A 14,754-nucleotide genomic window follows, 5' to 3' on the forward strand; every position below is an offset into this window, starting at 1 on the left:
CCCCCCCCCCCCGCCGGAGGCATTCTTTTACCGCCGGAGGCATCTTTTTACCGCCGGAGGCATATCTTGCAGCTAGATCAGCCACAGCGCCTGCAGCTCGCGGACCATGAAGACCGGCAGGTCGTCTCCGCTGCCTGCCCCATCGAGGTCGGGCGGGGCGTCGGCGGGGTCGAGGTAGCGCCAGCCCTGATGGGCGCGGCGGGGCTGGGGCTGTACCGGCACCGGGCCTGGGACCAGCCCGATCCGGCATTTCGGCCCCCAGGCGGTGTCGGCCATGGCGAAGGACAGGATGGTCTGGCGGGCGACCAGCCGGTGCTTGATGATCCAGAAGATCGAGCCACCGATCAGTTCCTCGGCGCGCTTGGGCATGAAGCGGGTGAGCGCCGCGCCGCCCTGCGCCGCCTGATGCCGGCCGATCTCCGAAATGTCCGCGCAGCCCACCGCCACCTTGGTCAGGTGCAGCATCAGCCGAGGTGTGACACCCCGACGAGCGTTGCCAGCCCGAGGAAGGCGAAGAACCCCATCGAATCGGTGATCATCGTCACGAACACCGAGGACGCCACCGCAGGGTCGGCCTCCAGCCGCTCCAACGTCACCGGCACCAGCACGCCGGCCAGCCCCGAGATGACGATATTGAACAGCATCGCCATGGCGATCACCGTGCCGAGCAGCGCGTTGCCGAAGAACAGCGCCGTGCCGGTGCCCATCAGCGCGGCGATGGTCAGCCCGTTGAGCACGGCGACGCGGATCTCGCGGCCGATGGTGCGCCGGGTATTGGCCTCGGTCAGTTGGTTGGTGGCCAGCGCGCGCACCGTTACCGCCATGGTCTGGTTGCCGGCATTGCCGCCGACGCTGGCCACGATCGGGGACAGCGCCGCCAACGCCACCAACTGCTCTATGGTGCCGGCAAAGGCGCCGATCACCGAGGCCGAGATGATGCCGGTGCCGAGGTTGGTCACCAGCCAGCGCGAGCGGGTCAGATAGGTGCTGAATACCGGCTCGTTGATATCGCCATCACCGGCGCCGGACAGCTTCAGCACATCTTCACCGGCTTCCTGCTGGATGATGTGGACGATGTCATCGACGGTTATGACACCGGCCAGCCGGCCCTGGCCGTCGACGACCGCGGCCGAGATCAGCCCGTATTTCTGGAAGATCAGCGCCACTTCCTCCTGGTCCATATCGACCGGGATCAGCGTCTGCTCGCGCTGCATGATGTCGGAGACGGAGGTCTCGGGCGGCGTCGTCAGCAGCCAGGACAGGCGCATCGTCCCTGCCGGCTTGCGCGCCGCGTCGATGACGAAAATCTCCCAGAAATCGGTCGCCGGGTCGGTGCTAGCGCGGACATGGGCGATGACATCGGCGACGGTCATCGTCTCGGCCACCGCCACCAGCTCGCGCTGCATCAACCGGCCGGCCGATTCCTCCGGATAATTGAGCGCCGCCTCGATATCGGCGCGGTCGGCAGGGGCCAGCGCATCGAGCACCTCGCGCTGCTCGTCCGCCTCCATGTCCTCGATGATCGCCACGGCATCGTCGGTATCGAGCCGGGTCATCACATCGGCGACCTCGACCGCGCTCATGTCCGCCAGCACGTCGTCGCGGACATAGTCATCGAGCTCGGCGATCACCGCCGCATCGAGTGCCTCGCCGATCGCCGTGGCCAGCGGCCCGCGCGTATCCTCCGGCACCAGCGCGAACAGATCGGCGATATCTGCCGGGTGCAGCGGGGCCACCAGCGCGCGCACCGCCTCGATATCCTCGGCGCCCAGCGCCGCATTGACCGAATCGACATAGGCACGGCTCAGCCGACCCTCCTCAAGGGCCTCGCGCGGGGTCTCCGCATAGGGCTGGGCAATCGGATCGACCATGGCCACCGCTTACCCCGATGCCGCGCCCGGCGCCACAGCCGCTTGCCGTCCGTATCTGCGACGATATCCTGCAGGCGGGGAGATGAGGCGATGGCAATGCTGGTCGTGGTGCTGCTGTTCGGCACAACCGTTATGCTCGGCGGCTACATGGCCTGGCAATATTGGTGCGGCGTTCGTGCCGCCAAGGCGATGAGTGCCGCCCATCTGCTGCTTGCCGCCGCCGGCCTCGAAGGGCTCGCGCTGCTGCTGCGCGGCGCTCCGGACGGCACCCGCGCGCCGGGCGGCGACTGGAGCACCATCGCCGGCCTCGGCCTCGCCGCCGCCTTCCTCACCGGCCTGCTGGTGCCACTGATCGCCAAGCCCAAACCCGCTGCCGCCGGCAATTTGATCATCGCCCACGCCAGCATCGCCACGATCGCCTTCTGCGCGCGGATGTGGTGGCTGATGCGGGGGTGAAGTGGCCTCCGGCGGTGAGAGAAGTGCCTCCGGCGGCTGGGGCCGCAGGCCCCAGACCCCGATAATTGGGCCTCCGCACAGCGACGGCAGACGGTGCTGCGGAGTTACTCAAATGATAGGGGTCTGGGGCCTGCGGCCCCAGCCGCCGGAGGCATTTTCTCTCACCGCCGGAGGCTGCTTCCTATAACCCCCGGGGCCGCCCCATTGCTTCCAGCCGGCGCCGCAGCAGGGCCACTTCGCGGTTGCCTTCGCGGCTGTCGCTGCGGCTGGCGATCAGGCGCTCGGCTTCGGCGGCGATGTCTTCGAGGGTGTCGACGAGGGTTTCGAGCGTGGCGGTGCGGGTGGCGCCTTGCTGGCTGGCGGCTTCGGCCAGGGCGCTATCGATGGCGGCGGGGACGTGTTTGCGGATGACGCTGGCGAGTTCGCCGGGGTCGGCGGGCGGGTTGGGGCTGGCGCTGGCGGCGAGCAGCCGGGCGGCGCTGCGCCGGGCGACGGCGATGCGCGCGGCCTGGTCAGTGGCGGCGCGGCCGAGTGCATCCCAGGCGGCGGCGCCGGGCAGCTGGGCGGGGTTGGCGCGCTGCCAGAAGCGTCGGCGGTCGGTGGCGGCGGGGAGGGCGGTGGCGGGGGCGGGGGCCAGCCGGCCGAGCAGCCAGACCGAGGGAAAGGCGAGGATGAGGGTGAACAGCGCCGACAGCCCGGCCTGCGCGGCCGAGCCGGTGCCGGCGACCGTGCCGAGCAGCACGCCGAGCGCCAGGGCCAGACAGAGCCCGGCGACGACCTGGGCGAAGGCCGAGCCGAGCAGTGCCAGCCGGTTGCGGTTGGCATAAAGCAGGCCGAGGCCGATGAGGATGATCAGCAGATACATGAGCATGATTTAGGGTGTGGAGGCCCCGGGCGCCAGCGCCGGCCGGTCGAGAAAGTGCCGCAGCGCCAGCCAGCGCGCGCGCTTGGCCTCGAAATTGATGGCGGCATAGGCCGGGCTGCTCGAGGGTAGTGGCAGCATAGAGATGGCTGATCCTGCCAGCTGCGCGGTGCCGAGGCGGTAGGCGGCGGCGCCGTTGAAGCCGATGGCGGCGAGGGCGGGCAGGGAGGCGACCAGCGCCGCCAGCGGGTTGGCTTCGGGTGCGCGGATGGCGCTGTCCAGGCTGCCGGCGCGCGCGGCCGAGCCGATAACGTCCCACAGCCCGATGCCGGCGCCGGTCAGCGCCGCCAGCCGCGCCGGATAGGCGAGGGCGGTGAGGTCAGTGTCGAGCACCGCCCCGATCAGTCGCCAGAACTGGTTCTGCGGATGGCCATAATATTGCGCCCGGGCCAGCGACACTTGTCCCGGCAGGCTGCCGAGCAGCAGCACCCGCGTGTCGGCCCCCAGCACGGCCGGAAAGGAGGCGACGCGGGCGGGGGCAGGGGGCTGTTTCGGTCTGTCCATGCCCTGGCCGATCTGGTAGCAGGCGAAGGACACATGGGTCATCGGCATGGCAGGCGCCGCGCCATGATCATGCTCCGACGACGTGAGGCTCGGTCTCGAGACTATTCGGTCCGGCATCGCCGGAACAAGAGGGAATATAGTGGTTACCCGGATCAACACGCCCAATGGCATCGCCGTCGATGTGCCGGACACCGACGATGAGGATATCTCTCCCAAGTTCGGCCTGGACCAGCTGGACGCGGCGCTCGCCTATTACCGGGCCGAGGGCTATGTCGTCTTCCGCCGGCTGATCGCTGCCGAGGATTGCGATGCCATCCGCGCGCTGTGGGAGGCGGAGGTCAAGCCGTTCGGCGGTGCCATCTACCGCCAGGCGACGGCAAAGGCGGAGCGGCATGTCACCAACCGCAACGGCTGGATCATGAACCCGATCCTCAATTTGCAGAGCGTCGATCCGCGGCGTTTTCCGACGTTTCGCCAGTTTGCCGTCGACCGGATCCTGACGAGTGCGGCGCTGAAGACGGTGGCGCGGCATTTCCTCGGCGATAATCCCAAGATCGTCCAGTCGATGTATTTCGAGGGCAATTCGGCGACTTGGGAGCATCAGGACAGCTATTATCTCGATTCCGAGAATATCGGCACGATGACCGCGGCCTGGATCGCCATCGAGGACATCGCCGCCACCGCCGGGCGCTTCTTCATATGCCCGAAATCGCACAAGATCGATCTTGGCGAGCAGGACATCTACAACAATATCGCCGACAACCATGATGTCTACATCGGCAAGGTCGTCGACGAGATTCGCGCCCGCCAGATGGAGATCAGGGCGCCGAAGCTGGACAAGGGCGATGTGCTGTTCTGGAATGCCTGGACGATCCATGGCTCGTTGGCCAGCCAGGACGAGCATCGCTCGCGCAGCTCCATCACCTGCCACATGATCCCGGCGCGCGACCGGTTCCTGCAGCTTCAGACAAGGGTGCTGGAGCTGCAGACCGATGTGGTCAACGACGTTCATGTCTTCCGACCCAAGGACCAGCAGAGCCCGGCCAACCGCGCCGTGCTCTGGGCCGAGAGCAACTTCCCCGGCCCTTTTTACTGGCTCAAGAAAAAGGCGGTTAAGGCCGCGATCCGCGCCAAGCAGCGCTGACGGTCAACGCGCCGGCAGCAGCAGCGAGCCATCGCCATAGCTGTAGAAGCGATAGTCGCGCGCGATCGCATGGGCATAGGCGGCGCGCATCACGTCGAGCCCCATCAGCGCGCTGACCAGCATGAACAGCGTCGATTTCGGCAGGTGGAAGTTGGTGACCAGGCCATTAATCGCCTGGAAGCGGTAGCCCGGCGTGATGAAGATGTCGGTATCGCCGCTGAACGCCTCGATACGGCCGCCGCGGGCGGCGCTTTCGAGCAGCCGCAGCGAGGTGGTACCGACCGGGATCAGCCGGTTGCCCCGGTCCCGCACGGCGTTCAGCCGTGCTGCGGTGGCGGCGTCGATCTCGCCCCATTCGCTGTGCATCCGGTGCTCGTCGACCCGCTCGGCCTTGACCGGCAGGAAGGTGCCGGCGCCGACATGCAGCGTCAGCGTCTCGCGGCCGATGCCGCGCGCTGCCAGCGCCGCCCAGAGTTCGGGCGTGAAGTGCAGCCCGGCGGTCGGCGCCGCCACCGCCCCGTCCTTTTCGGCATGGAGCGTCTGGTAATCCTGCGCGTCCTGCGCGTCGGTCGGCCGCTTGCCGGCGATATAGGGCGGCAGCGGCATCGTGCCGGCCGCCGCCAGCGCCGGTTCCAGCGGGCCGTCGCAGGCGAAGTCCCAGAGGATGGCGCCGTCGTCGCCGCGCGCCGCGACCCGGCCCTCCAGCCCCGCCCCGAAGGCCACCACATCGTCGATCTTCAGTCGCCGGGCGTTCTTCACGAACGCCCACCATTGCTTCAGCCCTTCGCGCTTATGCAGCGTCACCCCGATCCGCGCCGCCCCGCGCCAGCCGTGGAGCTGCGCCGGAATCACCCTGGTATCGTTGACGACCAGCACATCGCCGGGCGCCAGAAGCTCGGGCAGGTCGCGGAACGTCCGGTCGGCCAGGGCCGCGCCCTGCACCGCGAGCAGCCGCGCCGCATCGCGCGGCGACACCGGCCGCAGCGCAATCCGCTCGGGCGGCAGATCGAAATCGAAGTCGCTGACCAGCATGGGGAACCGTCTAGCAGCGCGGCCCCAGAATTGAAGGCTGTATCGATCCCGCGGGCCGTGTCGTAAAAATGTCTTAATCCCCCATCTAGGCAAGCCCGTTCATCTTCACTATCGTCACTCCTGCAAGTCGGGGCAAAGGCGAGCATCGGTGGATCGACAGTGGCTGCGGATCACGTTCGGCATGCTTGTCTTCGTGTGTGCGCCGGTTTTGGCTGAAACTTCGCTGCCGCGAAATGAAATTATCCCCGTGATTCCGGCCGCAAAAGTAAACGCCAAGACATTCGGTCCGGATAATTCGATTCTCTTTTTTGCCGTCATCAATCTGGTACAACTGGCCACCGTCGACATGATTGCGGTATCATGAGTCGGCGCGGCGCGTGCGTGATTTTGATGGTCGCGCTGGCGGCGCTTGCGCCGCTTCAGGCGGAGACCGGGCCCATGGCTGCCGCAGCACGGGTGATCCCCGCCGGCACGCCGGTCATGCTCCAGGTCGACGTCCCGCTGTCTTCCAAGACCGCGCGGCGTGGCGACCGTTTCCCGCTGACCTCGCTGTCGGACATCGTCGTCGACGGCCAGGTGGTGGTGCCGCGCGGCGCCCATGGCGAAGGCCAGGTCGTGCACAGCGCCGGCACCGGCTTCGGCGGCCGGCCGGGCGAGCTGCTGCTGGCGGCGCGGCATCTGATGGTCGGCGGCGTCCCGCTCAAGCTGCTGGGGTTCCGAATCGGCAAGGCCGGGGCGAACAACACCGCCGAGGCGCTGGTCGCCACCAATGTAGTGCCGCTCGCCGGGCTGCTGGTCACCGGGTCCAGCGCGCTGGTTTCGGCCGGGCAGATCGGCACGGCGAAGACCGCCGAGGCCTTCGTCATCCCTGAGACCCGGCCGGACAGTCCGACAGATGTGGTTCACAACGAGGAGCACGACCAATGACACCGATGCGTCATGCCATGCTGGCATGTCTGATGATGACGGCGCCGCTCTCGGCGGTGCAGGCCGCCGACAAGGGCAATCCGGTGCCCGCAACGCTGCCGGCCCCGCCGGACGGGCAGGGCCAGATCGTGTTCTGGCGGTCGGGGACGGTGGTGGGCGGCGCCATGGGCTGCGGCGTCAATATCGGTACGGAACGCATCAGCGCACTGGGCGCCGGCAAGTATTTTGTCCTCAACCTCGCCCCCGGTGCCTATGAATTCAACGCCAAGAGCGAGGCCAAGGATGTCCTCAACCTCGAGGTCGATCCCGGCGAGACCAGCTATGTCAAATGCACGATCCGCATGGGCGTGATGTCCGGCCGTCCGAACCTGTCGCCGTCGAGCGCCGAGGAGTTCGGCACCAAGCGCGACAGCCTGAAATATGTCGACAGCGACGACATCGGGCCGAAGGTGCTGCCCGATCCCGGCAAGGCGAGCTGAGATCCGGCGCTGAAAGATCCGGCGGCGCGGTCAGGCCTTCTGCCGCGCCGCCGCGATCTGCTCGGCGGTCTGCATCAGCAGGTCGAGGTCGTCGGGGTCTATGTCGAAGGTCTCGCCCAGGTCCGCCAGCGCGGCGTCGATGTCGCGGCGGTGGAGGCCGGGCGCATAGGTCGGCGGCGTAGCCGGGTTGGCGGCCGGGCGGTGCGGATAGGAGCGGCCGGAGACGCGGTGGAACAGCCATCCCGCCGCCAGCAGCGCCGCCGCATTGGCCGCCACCGGCGCCACGAACCAATAGCCGGCCTCGATCACCACCGGCCCGCCGACCACCGCCAGCAGCGCCGCCGCGCCGCCCGGCGGATGCAGGCAGCGGCATAGCGACATTACCAGCACCGCGCATCCGACCGCGACACCGGCCGACAGCGCCGAGACGCCGAGGAACTGCACGACCGTGACGCCGACGGCGGCCGAGATGACATTGCCGCCGATCACCGCCCAGGGCTGGGCCAACGGGCTGGCCGGCACGGCGAAGATCAGCACGGCGCTGGCCCCCATCGGGGCCACCAGCAGCGCCATCGATGGCAAATCTGTCTGATCGAGCGGCAGCGACGCGCAGAGCAGCCCGGCGGCGGCGATGCCGAGCATGGCGCCCAGCGCTGCGAGCAGGCGCGGCCCCGGTCGTGCCCCGGCCAGCACCATCCTGAACCCCGTCATGCCGCCGTCCTTCCGCGCCGAACCGGGGTCGCCGCGCGGTGCGTTACTGGCCGATGCCGGGCGTCACCGTCGCCAGCGGCGTTGTTGCCGGGGTCTCGACTGGCTTGGGCAGCGCGGCGAAATCGGGCGGCGGCAGATTGTCCGAGCCGAGCGAGGCCTTGAGGATACGGCTCGGGTTCTCGGGCGGCTCGCCGCGCGCGATCGCGTCGACCCATTGCATGCCCGAAATCACCCGGCCCCAGATCGTGTAGTTGCGGTCCAGCTTCATCACCGGCTGGAAGACGATGTAGAACTGGCTGTTGGCGCTGTTCTTGTCCTGGGCGCGCGCCATGGCGACGGCGCCGCGGACATGGGGCAGGTCGTTGAATTCCTCTTCCATGTCGGGAAGTTCGGAGCCGCCGGTGCCGGTACCGGTCGGGTCGCCGCCCTGCGCCATGAACCCCTCGATCACCCGGTGGAACACCGTGCCATCATAAAAGCCCTGCTTGACCAGCGTCTTGATCCGCTCGGCATGCTTGGGCGCGACATCCTCGCGCATCAGGATACGCACCCGGCCGCCGGTCGACAGGTCGAGCACCAGCACATCATCCTCGTCGATGGTGGTCAGGCTGCCGCGAAGCTTGGACGGCGCGGCCATCTTCGGCAGCTTGGGCGGCGCCCGCAGGTCCTTCTCGCTCGGCTTCTGGGCCATGGCGGGAAGCGACAGGAACAAGCCGGCGGCCAGCGCCAGCAGCAGCGTGATCAGCCCTGAAACGCGAGACCCTGAAACACGAAAAGACCCTGCAACAGCCATGTTCTCAATCGCCCTTTCGGCCCGTCTCGTCGACCCGGGCGATGACATCGGCTGCCACCGCGGGGCTGACGAATTTGCTGATGTCGCCACCATAGAGCGCGATTTCCTTGACCAGACGTGAAGCGATCGGCTGCAACGCCACATCGGCCATCAGGAACACCGTCTCGATGCTGTTATTGAGCTGCTGGTTCATCCCGGCCATCTGGAATTCATACTCGAAATCTGCAACCGCCCGAAGCCCCCGGATGATCATCGAGGCGCCCTGGCGCTCGGCGAACTTCATCAGCAGCGCATCGAACTCGACGACGCTGACATTGGCGATATCGGCTGTCTCCCGGCCGATATGGGCCTTGCGTTCGGCCAGGCTGAACATCGGCGACTTGGACGGGTTGGTCGCCACGCCGATCACCAGCCGGTCGACCAGCTTGGCGCCGCGCCGGATGATGTCCATGTGCCCGAGGGTGACGGGATCGAAAGTGCCGGGATAGACGCCGATCCGCATGGCCGCGCCGGTCAGCGATCGCGCTCGATGGCGAAGCGGGCGATGGCGCGCAGTAGGTCGGCCTCCTCGCCGAAGCTCGCCAGATGCTCGATCGCCTGGTCGATCAGCATCCGCGCCTGGGTGCGGGCGCGCTCGACGCCGAGCAGCGACACGAAGGTCGCCTTGCCGGCGGCCTCGTCCTTGCGCAGTGCCTTGCCGGCCTTTTCGGCCGAGCCTTCGACATCGAGCAGATCGTCGGCTATCTGGAAGGCGAGCCCGAGATCGCGGGCATAGCCGTGCAGCGGTGTCCGCTGGCTGTCGGGAATCCGCCCCATGATCGCGCCCGCTTCCAGGCAGAAGCCGATCAGCGCGCCGGTCTTCAGCTGCTGGAGGCGGGTGACCCCGATGATGTCGTACAGTTCATGCTCGGCCACCAGGTCCATCATCTGGCCGCCGGCCATGCCGGCCGGGCCGGAGGCCGTCGCCAGCGCAGTGATCAGCTCGAGCCGGGCGAATGGGTCCTCGTGCGTTGCCTCGTCGGCCAGCACCTCGAAGGCCAGCGCGTGCAGCGAATCGCCGGCCAGCACGGCGGTGGCCTCGTCGAAGGCCTTGTGGACCGTCGGCTTGCCGCGCCGCATATCGTCATCGTCCATGCACGGCAGGTCGTCATGGATCAGGCTGTAGACATGGATGCACTCGATGGCGATCGCTACCCGCAGTGCCCGCTCGCGGTCGACATGGAACAGGTCGCACGCCGCCACCACCAGCAGCGGCCGCATCCGCTTGCCGCCGCCGATCGCCGCGTGGCGCATCGCCTCGTAGAGCCGAGCGCGGCTGTCCTCGGGCACCGGGATCAGCCGGTCGAAGCGCTGGTCGATGGCCTTGCCGATGGCATCGAGCGCCGGCTTCAGGCTTTGCGAGTGCGATACCATCATTGTCAGGATTGGCCGGCGTCGAAAGGCCGGGTGCCGCCGGCATCGCCGCTGTCGGTCTGCTGGATCGCCTCGATCCGCGCCCCGGCCTGCGCCAGCTTGGCCTCGCAATGCGCCTTCAGCGCCTGGCCCTCGGTGTAGAGCGCGATCGAATCCTCAAGGCTGGCCGTGCCGTTTTCGAGACTCTGCACGATCGTTTCCAATCGCTTCAGGGCATCCTCGAAGCTGAGGGCCGTCACGCTGCTATCGTTCATGCCGGCGTTTCTGGACGGGCCGGCGCATGGGGTCAAGCGCCCGTATTTCAGGCGGTAGCGGCGCGGCGCTTGTCGAGGAACCGGGTTTCCGCCGCGATGATCCCGGCGAACGACGGCCGGGCGTGGTGAAAGGCAGCAAAGTCGCGCAGTTTTGCGTAGCGATCATCGTCGAGCAGGCGGCTGGCATGGCGGACATTGGCGAGCGCACTGGCCACGGCGATGTCGGCCAGCGTCAGCCGGTCGAGCACCAGATACTGGCTGTCGGGGATCTGCGTCTCCAGCCAGTCGAGGATCGGCGGCATCTCCTCGGCCTCGGCCTTGTCGGCGGCCGCCGCGTCGCCCGGCCGCCCGGCCACCAGCGGCAGCACCACGCGGTTGAAGAACATCCGCCGCGCGGTTTCGAACAGGATGGTATCGGCAAATTCGTCGAACCAGATCACCTGGCCGCGCGGCCGCGCCCCGGCCGGGATCAGCGCCGGCTCGGGCTGCAGCGCCTCCAGATACTGGACGATGGCGCTGCTGTCAGCGAGGCTGAAGTCGCCGTGGACGAGTGCCGGCATCTTGCCGAAGGGGCTGGCGGCGCGGAACCCGGGGTCAGGGTCGCCGAGCGCGATCGACTTCATCTCGAACTCGATGCCCTTTTCGCGGGCGAACACCATCACCTTGCGGACGAACGGCGACAGCAGGGCGCCGTAGAGAATGGGCTTGTCCATGGTCATTTCCCCTCGAACCGTGCCGGCCTCTTGTCGAGGAACGCCTGCACGCCCTCGGCAAAGTCCTGCGTCCGCCCCGCCTCGCGCTGGTGGGCGCGCTCCAGCCGCAGCGCGTCGCCCAATGTCGAATCGAGGCAGGCGCGGATGCCCTGGCGGATCAGCGCATGCGCCCGCGTCGGCCCCTGCGCCAGCTTGATCGCCACCGCCCGCGCCTCGGTCGCCAGCGCCTCGTCGTCGACCACTTTGTAGACCAGCCCCCAGTCGAGCGCCTGATCGGCCTTGATCCGCTCGCCGAGCATCATCATCGCCGTTGCCCGCGCCTTGCCGGCGAGCCGCGGCAGCATCCAGGTCGCCCCCACGTCCGGCACCAGGCCGATGTTGATGAACGCCTGCAGCAGATAGGCCGAGCGCCCGGCCAGCACGATGTCGCCGGCCAGCGCGATCGAGCAGCCGGCGCCGGCCGCGGCACCGTTGATCGCGCAGACAACGGGCACCGGCAGCGCCATCAGCCGCTCCAGCAGCGGGTTGAAATGCGATTCGAGCACCTTGCCGGTGTCCGGCGGCCCGTCGCCGGCGGACAGCTCGCCGCCGGCGAGGTCCGCGCCCGAGCTGAACGCCCGGCCGGCGCCGGTGACCAGCAGGCAGCGGCTGGTGCGCTCGTCGCGCACCCGGTCGAGCGCCTGGATCATCTCGGCCACCATCGGCGTGTGCATCGCGTTCAGCTGCGCCGGCCGGTTCAGCGTCAGCGTCGCGACGCCCTCGGCTTCGTCGAACTGGATGAACTCATAGGCCATATGCAAAGTCTCCGTGATGCGCTCAGCGCAGCCTTTCCACCATTTCGGCGAGCGTGACCAGACAGTCCCGGCCCAGCTGCTTCGACCGTTCGGGCGACCAGCCGGCCACCGCGTCGGGCCGGTCGTCATGGTCCTTGAACGGCATTTCCAGCGTCATTGCCAGGCAGCCGAAGCGTTCGGCCACGGCGTTGGTGCTCATCGTCAGATTGGCCTTGCCCGGCGATGACGGCGGATAGCCGATCCGGGTCTGGAAGTCCGGCGTCTGCGCCGCCAGCTGCGCCTTGTAATCATGCAGCAGCGCCAGCTGCCGGTCGGTGATCGAGGGAATCCCTTCGAAGCCGGCAACGAACACCTGCGGAATCGCCTCGTCACCATGCACGTCGAGCATGAAGTTGACGCCGGTGTCGATCATCGCGGCGCGCACATGCAGCACCTCGGGCGACCGCTCGATGCTCGGCGACGCCCATTCGCGGTTGAGATTGACCCCGGCCGCATTGGTCCGCAGATGCCCGCTGCGGCTGCCATCGGGGTTCATGTTCGGCACCAGATGCAGCGTCGCCTTCTCGCGCAGTCGCCGCGCCACCGCATCGTCGCCATCGACCAGCCGTTCGAGCGCGCCCTCCATCCACCATTCTGCCATGCTTTCGCCCGGATGCTGGCGGGCGATGAACCAAAGCTGCAATGGCCCCTCGCCAAGGCTCAGGCAGTCAATCGGCTGTCCCTCCAGGCTGGTGCCGAGCGTCCGCACCGACACGCCGGGCGCCGCACCGATCCGCGCCACCAAATCATGGTGCCGCTCCATCGAATAGGGGGCGAAATAGGCCAGCCATAAGGTGTCGCCCTGCGGCGTTACCGTGATCGTCAGCGTGCCGCCGGCCTCGTCCCTGTCATAGCGCGTCTCGGCCCGCCACCAGTGATGGCGGTCGTTTGAGGCCGCCGCCCGGTATCCGGGCCAGCCGCCCGGATAGGCGCTGGCTTCCAGCCCGGTAATCCGCAGCGTGCAGCGCTGGCCCCGCGCCCCGGACAGCCGGAAATGGAACCACTGGAAGAATTCGCTGTCGCGGTCCTTGCGGATGCGCAGTTCGATATCATCCGGCCCGCCGAGCCGTTCGACGACGATATTGCCCGAATCGAACGCCGCCGAAACCGACAGGCTCACTTCATCGGCACCTTGACCATCTGGCCAGACGGCCCCGGAAAGCCGTCGAACAGCGCCCGCACCAGCTGCGGCACCGCCGCGTTCAGACTGGCGCCGCCGGCCTTTTCCGAGACCTCCTGCATGGCGCGGCCCTCCCAGACGATGGAATTGTCCGACCGACGCTTGATCTCCAGCATCACCAGATTGCCGAACACCCGCGGCCCGGCCCGCTCGCCGCCGACCGGGATATTGACCCCGCCGCCGACGCCGACATTGCGCCCGAAGGTGCCACCGCCGAGCCCGATGCTGAATCGGCTGCCCTGCGGCGCGCCCTCATGGCTCGATTGCTCGGCCCTGAGCGTCGCCACATAGGCGCTCTTGCCGTCATTGGGCACCGGCCGGAAGCCGAGCCGCGCCAGCTCCGCCGACACCGCGTTCTGCCGCTGCTGCTCCTCCAGCGTTGGCCCCGCGCCCGGCGAGACAAGGCTGATCGTGTCGAAGGGAATCGGCTGGCCGAGATGGAAGCGCGTCACATCGGCGGTCGGCGTCGTGGCGCACCCCGCAACGATCAGCAGCGCCGGAGCAAGCAGGGCAGGAAGAAGACGCATGGGACACCTCGGTCGAACAAACATGGGGGTAAAACAACTATATGGGGATCGATCATTGACTTGCCACACCCCAGTGTCTATCGACCCCGCTTCCCATCCGCCACCCGAGTTTTTGAGACAGATCATGAAGGTCCGCAACAGCCTCAAGTCCCTGAAGAACCGTCACCGGGATTGTCAGGTGGTGCGCCGTCATGGCCGCACCTATGTCATCAACAAGGTGAACCGCCGCTTCAAGGCCCGCCAGGGCTGATCGGCCGGAGGCCATCTTGGCCTCTCGTCTGTCAGATACCGCCGAACGCGTCCGCCCCCGCGCGGTCGTCTTCGATGTCGGCAATGTGCTGTACGGATGGGACATCGGCCTTCTCTACCGCAAGCTGATCGATGATCCGGCGCGCTTGCGCTGGTTCCTCGCCCATGTCGTCACCCCCGAGTGGCACTTCCAGCATGACCAGGGCCGCCCGGCCGCCGATACCACCGCCGAGCTGGTCGCCCGCTACCCGGCCGAAGAAGCACTCATCCGCGCCTATGTCCCGCGCTGGCTGGAAACCATCTCCGGCCCGCTGCCCGGCATGCTCGAGATCGTCGAGGCGCTCGCCGCCCGCCAGGTGCCGCTCTACGCCATCACCAATTTCTCGGCCGAATTCTGGCCCGGCTTCCGCGCCACCGCGCCAATCTTCGACCTGTTCACCGACATCATCGTCTCCGGCACCGAACGGCTGGTGAAACCTGACGCCGCCATCTACCAGCTCGCCCGCCGCCGCTTCGGCCTCGCCGCCGGCGAAGGCCTGTTCATCGACGACCGCGCCGAAAACATCAGCGCCGGTGAGGCCCAGGGCTTCCCCGGTCACCATTTCTCCGGCGCCGCCCGGCTGCGCGCGCGGCTGGAGGGTGAGGGGTTGCTGTAGGAGGGCGCCTCCGGCGGTAAGAAAAGTGCCTCCGGCGGCTGGGGGCGCACGCCCCCGACCCCCAAAAATTGTGGTGATGCCGCAGGACCA

Annotated in this window: 21 protein-coding genes; 7 read left to right on the top strand and 14 right to left on the bottom strand. The window is 67.9% G+C overall.

The genetic code is table 11. The annotated features are described in order from the left end of the window. Positions 1-72: 72 nt before the first annotated feature. Positions 73-465, bottom strand: a complete 393-nt coding sequence (locus tag ACTIFJ_RS12795; protein ID WP_439534502.1) for a DUF1489 family protein — start codon at positions 463-465, stop codon at positions 73-75. Beyond that, positions 465-1,871, bottom strand: a complete 1,407-nt coding sequence (gene mgtE / locus ACTIFJ_RS12800; protein WP_439534503.1) for a magnesium transporter — start codon at positions 1,869-1,871, stop codon at positions 465-467. Before mgtE ends, ACTIFJ_RS12795 begins: the two co-directional genes overlap by 1 nt. A gap of 90 nt (positions 1,872-1,961) precedes the next feature. Here mgtE and ACTIFJ_RS12805 point away from each other — a divergent pair, with 90 nt between their 5' ends. Next, entirely contained in the window at positions 1,962-2,327 is a 366-nt protein-coding gene (locus ACTIFJ_RS12805) for a hypothetical protein (protein WP_439534504.1), read from the top strand. A 181-nt stretch (positions 2,328-2,508) separates the two neighbouring features. Here ACTIFJ_RS12805 and ACTIFJ_RS12810 read toward each other — a convergent pair whose 3' ends face one another. Together ACTIFJ_RS12810 and ACTIFJ_RS12815 are read right to left on the bottom strand one after the other, a co-directional pair. Further along, entirely contained in the window at positions 2,509-3,198 is a 690-nt protein-coding gene (locus ACTIFJ_RS12810; protein WP_439534505.1) for a hypothetical protein, read from the bottom strand. Positions 3,199-3,201: 3 nt separating this feature from the next. Continuing rightward, a complete protein-coding gene (locus tag ACTIFJ_RS12815; protein WP_439534506.1) occupies positions 3,202-3,795 on the bottom strand; it encodes a DNA-deoxyinosine glycosylase in 594 nt (197 codons plus the stop codon). Between the two features lie 97 nt (positions 3,796-3,892). On the opposite strand from ACTIFJ_RS12815, the gene ACTIFJ_RS12820 reads away from it, so the two are divergent. After that, positions 3,893-4,897, top strand: coding sequence for a phytanoyl-CoA dioxygenase family protein (locus ACTIFJ_RS12820; protein ID WP_439534507.1), 1,005 nt, complete (start codon positions 3,893-3,895; stop codon positions 4,895-4,897). Between the two features lie 3 nt (positions 4,898-4,900). On the opposite strand, the gene queA is transcribed toward ACTIFJ_RS12820, so the two are convergent. Beyond that, positions 4,901-5,929 carry a tRNA preQ1(34) S-adenosylmethionine ribosyltransferase-isomerase QueA gene (gene queA / locus ACTIFJ_RS12825; RefSeq protein ID WP_439534508.1) on the bottom strand — a complete coding sequence of 343 codons (1,029 nt, stop codon included), beginning with the start codon at positions 5,927-5,929 and terminating at the stop codon, positions 4,901-4,903. 148 nt (positions 5,930-6,077) lie between these two features. On the opposite strand from queA, the gene ACTIFJ_RS12830 reads away from it, so the two are divergent. Genes ACTIFJ_RS12830 through ACTIFJ_RS12840 form a run of 3 tightly spaced genes read left to right on the top strand, consistent with a single transcriptional unit; the run spans position 6,078 to position 7,335 of the window. Continuing rightward, entirely contained in the window at positions 6,078-6,293 is a 216-nt protein-coding gene (locus tag ACTIFJ_RS12830; protein ID WP_439534509.1) for a hypothetical protein, read from the top strand. Positions 6,294-6,310: 17 nt separating this feature from the next. Beyond that, the gene (locus ACTIFJ_RS12835; RefSeq protein WP_439534510.1) at positions 6,311-6,856 is read left to right on the top strand and encodes a hypothetical protein; all 546 of its coding nucleotides are present in this window, start codon (positions 6,311-6,313) and stop codon (positions 6,854-6,856) included. Further along, entirely contained in the window at positions 6,853-7,335 is a 483-nt protein-coding gene (locus tag ACTIFJ_RS12840) for a DUF2846 domain-containing protein (RefSeq protein WP_439534511.1), read from the top strand. The genes ACTIFJ_RS12835 and ACTIFJ_RS12840 overlap by 4 nt, the downstream gene beginning before the upstream one ends. Positions 7,336-7,365: 30 nt before the next feature. On the opposite strand, the gene ACTIFJ_RS12845 is transcribed toward ACTIFJ_RS12840, so the two are convergent. The 9 genes from ACTIFJ_RS12845 to ACTIFJ_RS12885 are packed head-to-tail and all read right to left on the bottom strand — an operon-like array spanning position 7,366 to position 13,759. Then, positions 7,366-8,046: an HPP family protein gene (locus ACTIFJ_RS12845; RefSeq protein WP_439534512.1), complete on the bottom strand. Its 681-nt coding sequence runs from the start codon at positions 8,044-8,046 to the stop codon at positions 7,366-7,368. Positions 8,047-8,089: 43 nt separating this feature from the next. Beyond that, positions 8,090-8,839, bottom strand: a complete 750-nt coding sequence (locus ACTIFJ_RS12850; protein ID WP_439534513.1) for a peptidylprolyl isomerase — start codon at positions 8,837-8,839, stop codon at positions 8,090-8,092. 4 nt (positions 8,840-8,843) lie between these two features. Continuing rightward, positions 8,844-9,341: a pantetheine-phosphate adenylyltransferase gene (gene coaD, locus ACTIFJ_RS12855; RefSeq protein ID WP_439534514.1), complete on the bottom strand. Its 498-nt coding sequence runs from the start codon at positions 9,339-9,341 to the stop codon at positions 8,844-8,846. A gap of 11 nt (positions 9,342-9,352) precedes the next feature. Continuing rightward, positions 9,353-10,252, bottom strand: coding sequence for a polyprenyl synthetase family protein (locus ACTIFJ_RS12860; protein WP_439534522.1), 900 nt, complete (start codon positions 10,250-10,252; stop codon positions 9,353-9,355). Positions 10,253-10,257: 5 nt separating this feature from the next. After that, positions 10,258-10,506 carry an exodeoxyribonuclease VII small subunit gene (locus ACTIFJ_RS12865; RefSeq protein ID WP_439534515.1) on the bottom strand — a complete coding sequence of 83 codons (249 nt, stop codon included), beginning with the start codon at positions 10,504-10,506 and terminating at the stop codon, positions 10,258-10,260. Positions 10,507-10,553: 47 nt separating this feature from the next. Beyond that, a complete protein-coding gene (locus ACTIFJ_RS12870) occupies positions 10,554-11,219 on the bottom strand; it encodes a glutathione S-transferase family protein (RefSeq protein ID WP_439534516.1) in 666 nt (221 codons plus the stop codon). 2 nt (positions 11,220-11,221) lie between these two features. Next, entirely contained in the window at positions 11,222-12,013 is a 792-nt protein-coding gene (locus ACTIFJ_RS12875; protein WP_439534517.1) for an enoyl-CoA hydratase-related protein, read from the bottom strand. Between the two features lie 22 nt (positions 12,014-12,035). Then, complete coding sequence (locus tag ACTIFJ_RS12880) at positions 12,036-13,172, bottom strand: M14 family metallopeptidase (RefSeq protein WP_439534518.1); 1,137 nt, start codon at positions 13,170-13,172, stop codon at positions 12,036-12,038. Beyond that, the gene (locus tag ACTIFJ_RS12885; protein ID WP_439534519.1) at positions 13,169-13,759 is read right to left on the bottom strand and encodes a DUF4136 domain-containing protein; all 591 of its coding nucleotides are present in this window, start codon (positions 13,757-13,759) and stop codon (positions 13,169-13,171) included. The genes ACTIFJ_RS12880 and ACTIFJ_RS12885 overlap by 4 nt, the downstream gene beginning before the upstream one ends. A gap of 124 nt (positions 13,760-13,883) precedes the next feature. Between ACTIFJ_RS12885 and ykgO the strand changes: the two genes are divergently transcribed. Together ykgO and ACTIFJ_RS12895 are read left to right on the top strand one after the other, a co-directional pair. Continuing rightward, positions 13,884-14,009, top strand: a complete 126-nt coding sequence (gene ykgO, locus ACTIFJ_RS12890; protein ID WP_439534520.1) for a type B 50S ribosomal protein L36 — start codon at positions 13,884-13,886, stop codon at positions 14,007-14,009. Between the two features lie 16 nt (positions 14,010-14,025). Beyond that, positions 14,026-14,664 (top strand): HAD family hydrolase, encoded by a 639-nt coding sequence (locus ACTIFJ_RS12895; RefSeq protein WP_439534521.1) that lies wholly within the window; start codon positions 14,026-14,028, stop codon positions 14,662-14,664. The last annotated feature ends 90 nt before the right edge of the window (positions 14,665-14,754 follow it).

The sequence above is a fragment of the Polymorphobacter sp. genome, assembly GCF_051860865.1.
Lineage (GTDB): Bacteria > Pseudomonadota > Alphaproteobacteria > Sphingomonadales > Sphingomonadaceae > Sandarakinorhabdus.